Here is a 4,849-nt window from a genome sequence, read left to right as displayed (position 1 = left end):
AAGCGACGCAGTCTTCGCTCGCGGACGTGGCGGCGGAGATCGCCGCCTCCCTCGACCGGCTCGCGTTGCTGACCGGCCAGGCGCCCGGGGCGCTCGACGAGCAGTTGGCCGCCGTGACGCCCACGACGTCCGCGCTGCCCGTGCTGCCGCACGCGCCGGACCGCGTCGCCATCGGCGATCCCGCCTCGCTGCTGCAGCGACGTCCGGACATCCGCGCGGCGGAGCGGCGCCTCGCCGGCCGCAACGCGAAGATCGGCCAGGAGACGGCGAAGTACTTCCCCAAGCTCAGCCTGCTCGGCAACATCGGCGTCGCCGGCACCGCGCCGGGCAAGCTGCTGCGCACGGACAACCTGGCACTGGCCGCCGTGCCTTACCTGAGCTGGAACTTCCTCGACTTCGGCCGAACGGCCGCGGCGGTGCGCGAGGCCGATGCCGACCGCGACGAGGCCGTCGCCAACTACCGGTCCGCCGTGCTGGGCGCGCTGCAGGATGCCAACACGTCGCTGGCGCGCTTCGGCCGGCAGCGCCAGTCGCTGCAGCATCTGCGCGCGCAACTCGGGTCCACGGGCCGGACGCTGGACCTGACGCGGCAACGCCGCGAGGCCGGCGCCGCGAGCCAGATCGACCTGCTCGACGCGCAGCGCCGCGACACCGATGCGCGGCTGAAGGCGCTGGACGGCGAGTCCGCGCTGCTGAAAGACTTCGTCGCCTTGCAGAAGAGCCTGGGGCTGGGGTGGGACCTGCCGGCATGAGGCCGCTGAAGCCGCATGAGGCCCGGATGAGGCCCGAATGAGGCCGCCGTTGGTTTCGTAGGACAAGCGCCCGATCCGGGGGCAATCCGTCGTATCGGGCAGGTCGCGGCGAGGTAGGCTGGCGTTCATGACCGACGCGCCCTCCCCCGCTCCGTCTTCCGCTTCGTCTGCCGCTCCGTCAGTCGCAAGCACCCCGAGCACGGTCCGCCTGGTGCTCCTGAACATCGCCCTCGCGCTGGCCTACGCTGCGCTCGGCGTGCTGGCGCTGAAGCTGATCCTGCCGCCGGACTTCGTCTCCCCGATCTATCCCGCCGCCGGCCTCGCGGTCGCCGCCGCCTTGCGCTGGGGGCCCGGCGTGCTGCCGGGCATCGCGATCGGCGGCGCGGCGGTCAGCCTCACGCTCGGGATCGAGCGCTCACACATCCAGCCGCTGCAGCACCTGCTGATCGGCCTCGGCGGCGCCTTGCAGGCATGGCTGGGTGCGTGGCTCGCGAGACGTTGGACGGGCGAACACCCGCCGCTGTGCGAGCCCGCCGAGCTGGTGCGTTTTCTCGCCGCGACGGCCGGTGTCGCCTGCCTCGTCGGTCCGAGCTTCGGCGTCGCGGCGCTGTGGATCGCCGGCGCGATCGGGCCGACGCAGGTCGTGTCGCACTGGGTCGCCTGGTGGGTCGGCGACGCGATCGGCGTGCTCATCGGCGCGCCGGTGTCGCTGGCGCTGTTCGGCCTGCCGCGCAGGCACTGGGCGCCGCGCCGGCTGAGCGTCGCGCTGCCGATGCTGGTCGCCTGCGCGCTGCTGTTCGGCGCCACCCTGCACGTCGCCCGCAACGAGGAGGGCCGGCGGCGCCACGCCTTCGACCTGGAGGCGGTCAATGCGCTGAACACGCTGTCGGACACGCTGGCGATGCCGCTGAACGCGCTCGAGGCCAACCACAGCCTGCTGCTGGTCGCGCCGGACATCAGCCGCCGCGACTTCGAACGCGCCCATGCCGAGCGGGCGCGCGCCGGCGGCGCCGTGTACGCGGTGGGCTGGGCGCCGCTGGTGCGTCCGCGCGACCTGCCCGCCTTCGAGCAGGCGGCCCAGGCCGACGGCTACGTCGGTTATCGCGTCTACGAACGGCGACGGCCCGGCGACCTGGACCAGGATCCGGCGGAGGACCGTCTGCCGATCCGGCTCATCGCGCCCTTCGCCCGCAACCGGCCGGCGATGGGCGCCAACATCCGCAACATCCCGCAGGCGCGCGCCGCGCAGCAACGCGCGATGGCGACCGGCGAGCCGGCGGCCAGCGAAAGTTTCCCGCTCTCGCAGGACGCGGGCGTGACGCTGATGGGCGTCGTGGTCTACCGCGCGCTCTACGAGGGCGGCTCCACGGACCCGCGCGACGCCGCAGGTCGCGCCCGCAAGCCGACCGGCGTGGCCTTCGCGACGCTGCGTCCGGAGGCGCTGCTGCACGACGCGCTGCCGGCGCGCGCCGGGCGGCTCGACTACTGCCTGATCGACACCACCTCCGGCACCCATCGTCCGCTGCTGGCCGGCGACGAGCGTTGCCGCCACCTGCCCGCCGCATTGCCCAGCCAGTCGCGCGACTTCGATTTCGCCGGGCGCGCCTGGCGCCTGGTCGTCTACAACCCGGCGGGGCTGCCGGCGCTGGACGGCGGCGCCGCCCTGCCCTTCGCGATCGCGGGACTGGTCGGCACCGCGCTGCTGGGGCTGCTGCTGCTGTCGGTCACCGGCAGCACCGCGCGGGTCGCCCGGCGCGTCGAGGAGGCCACCCATCGCCTGCGCGTCAGCGAGGAACGCTTCCGGACCATCGTCGAGCACGCGCCCATCGGCGTCGTCTCCTGCGACCTCAACGCGCGGCCGCAGGAGATCAACCCCTACTTCTGCCAGTTGCTGGGCATGAGCGTCGAGCAATTGCAGGCGCGCTCCATCATGGCGATCACCCATCCCGAAGACCGCGCGGAGGACAGCCGCCTGGGCATGGCGCTGATCCGCGGCGAGCTCGGCCGCTACAGCCGCATCAAGCGCTACATCGGCGGCCAGGGCCAGGTGATCACGGTCCGCTCCACCGTCAGCCTGCTGCGCGACGCACAAGGGCAGCCGTCGCGGCTGCTGGGCGTGGTCGAGGACATCGGCGAGCAGCTCCGGCTCGCCGAGCTGGAGCGCATCCACGAGGCCGAACTGGCCGCCAACCGGGCCAAGAATGAATTCCTCTCGCGGATGAGCCATGAGCTGCGCACCCCGCTCAACGCGATGCTGGGGTTCTCGCAGTTGCTCGAGTCGGACCACGATCCGACGCTCAGCCCCCGGCAGCGCGGGTGGCTGACGCAGATCCAGCAGTCGGGCTGGCACCTGCTGGCGATGATCAACGACACCCTGGACCTCTCGCGGCTGGACGCCGGCGGCCTGCGCGTGCAGATCGGCGACCAGGAGCTGGCGCCCATCGTGTCGGACAGCCTGGCGATGATCGAGACCCAGCGGCAGCGTCGCGGGGTGACCATCGCCGTCGAGCTGGCGCCGGACGTCCATCGTCTGCGTGCCGATGCCACGCGCCTCAAGCAGATCCTGACCAACCTGCTCAGCAACGCCGTCAAGTACAACCACGACGGCGGGCAGGTCTGGCTCCGGGCGCGGCGGACAGAAGATTCGCAGATTGAACTCAGCGTCACCGACACCGGTGCCGGCCTGACCGAGGCGCAGATGGCGCAGTTGTTCCAGCCGTTCAACCGCCTGGGCCGGGAGATCGGCGGCATCGAAGGCACCGGGATCGGTCTGGTGATCACGCAGCGGCTGCTGGAATTGATGGGCAGCCGGCTGCGAGTGAGCAGCACCGTCGGCGAGGGGACGACATTCAGTTTTGATCTGCCGATTTCTTCGATAGATCAATGACTTAAGTTGATCCTAAGCCGGCGGGCACACACTCGTTTTCATGGGTAGCCCTCCCGTAACCCACCCGATTTGGCGAGCTTTAGCACTCCTCCCGCATGAGTGCTAATATTCCCAGCGTCGGGTCGGAGGACCGGCCCGATACAGGAGCAACGAACACATGTCCAACACCCTTGCATTGAAGGTCCGCGATCCCTGGTCCCTGGTGCCATCGCTCGGGAATCTGGATGCGTACATCACGGCGATCAACCACATCCCGCTGCTGACGCCGGAAGAAGAGAAGGATTACGCCACGCGTCTGAAGACGCATGGCGACGTGGACGCGGCCGGTCGGCTGGTGCTGTCGCACCTGCGGCTGGTGGTGTCGATCTCGCGCCAGTACCTGGGCTACGGGCTGCCGCAGGGCGACCTGATCCAGGAAGGCAACGTGGGCCTGATGAAGGCGGTCAAGCGCTTCGATCCGGATCAGAACGTCCGTCTGGTCTCGTACGCGATGCACTGGATCAAGGCCGAGATCCACGAGTACATCCTGAAGAACTGGCGCATGGTCAAGGTCGCGACGACCAAGGCGCAGCGCAAGCTGTTCTTCAACCTGCGCTCGAAGAAGCACGCGCTGAAGGAACACGCCGAGAACCAGCAGCGCACTTCGCTGACGGAAGCCGAGATCGCGCTGGTGGCGGAAGAGCTCAACGTCAAGCCCGAGGACGTGGTCGAGATGGAGACGCGGCTCTCCGGCGGCGACGTCGCGCTGGAGCCGCAGACCGACGACGACGGAGAGACCTTCGCGCCGATCGCCTACCTGGCGGACGACACGCAGGAACCGACGCGGGTGATCGAGTCCAAGTCGCGCGACCGCCTGGCCACGGACGGTCTGCACAAGGCGCTCGAACTGCTCGACGACCGCAGCCGCCGCATCGTCACGGAGCGCTACCTGAACGTCAACGACGACGGTTCGGGCGGCATGACGCTGCACGAACTGGCGGCCGAGTACGACGTCTCCGCGGAACGCATCCGGCAGATCGAAGTTGCCGCGATGAAGAAGATGCGCAAGGCGATGGTGGCGGAAGCCGCTTGACCCACGAGTCGCTCGATCCCCGGATCGACGCCCCATGAAGAAGGCCCCGCGATGCGGGGCCTTCGGTCTTTTCGGGTATCCACAACTCGTGCCGGAGGCCTGCGGGGGCCAGGGGGCCGGCCCGATTTGTGGAACATG

At 70.0% G+C, this 4,849-nt stretch carries 3 protein-coding genes; all 3 read left to right on the top strand.

Annotation, left to right across the window (positions count from 1 at the left end):
* Nucleotides 1–752: TolC family protein (locus tag VF536_RS05175; RefSeq protein ID WP_331613737.1), on the top strand; the 752-nt coding region annotated here is incomplete at its 5' end.
* A 211-nt stretch (nt 753–963) separates the two neighbouring features.
* A complete protein-coding gene (locus VF536_RS05170; protein WP_331613736.1) occupies nt 964–3,639 on the top strand; it encodes a CHASE domain-containing protein in 2,676 nt (891 codons plus the stop codon).
* A gap of 157 nt (nt 3,640–3,796) precedes the next feature.
* Complete coding sequence (gene rpoH / locus VF536_RS05165; protein WP_331613735.1) at nt 3,797–4,711, top strand: RNA polymerase sigma factor RpoH; 915 nt, start codon at nt 3,797–3,799, stop codon at nt 4,709–4,711.
* Nucleotides 4,712–4,849 lie beyond the last annotated feature (138 nt).

The organism is Roseateles sp., from assembly GCF_036486225.1.
GTDB lineage: Bacteria > Pseudomonadota > Gammaproteobacteria > Burkholderiales > Burkholderiaceae_C > Roseateles.
The sequence above is the reverse complement of the archived record's forward strand: the minus strand, read 5'-3'. Positions and strand labels throughout refer to the sequence as shown.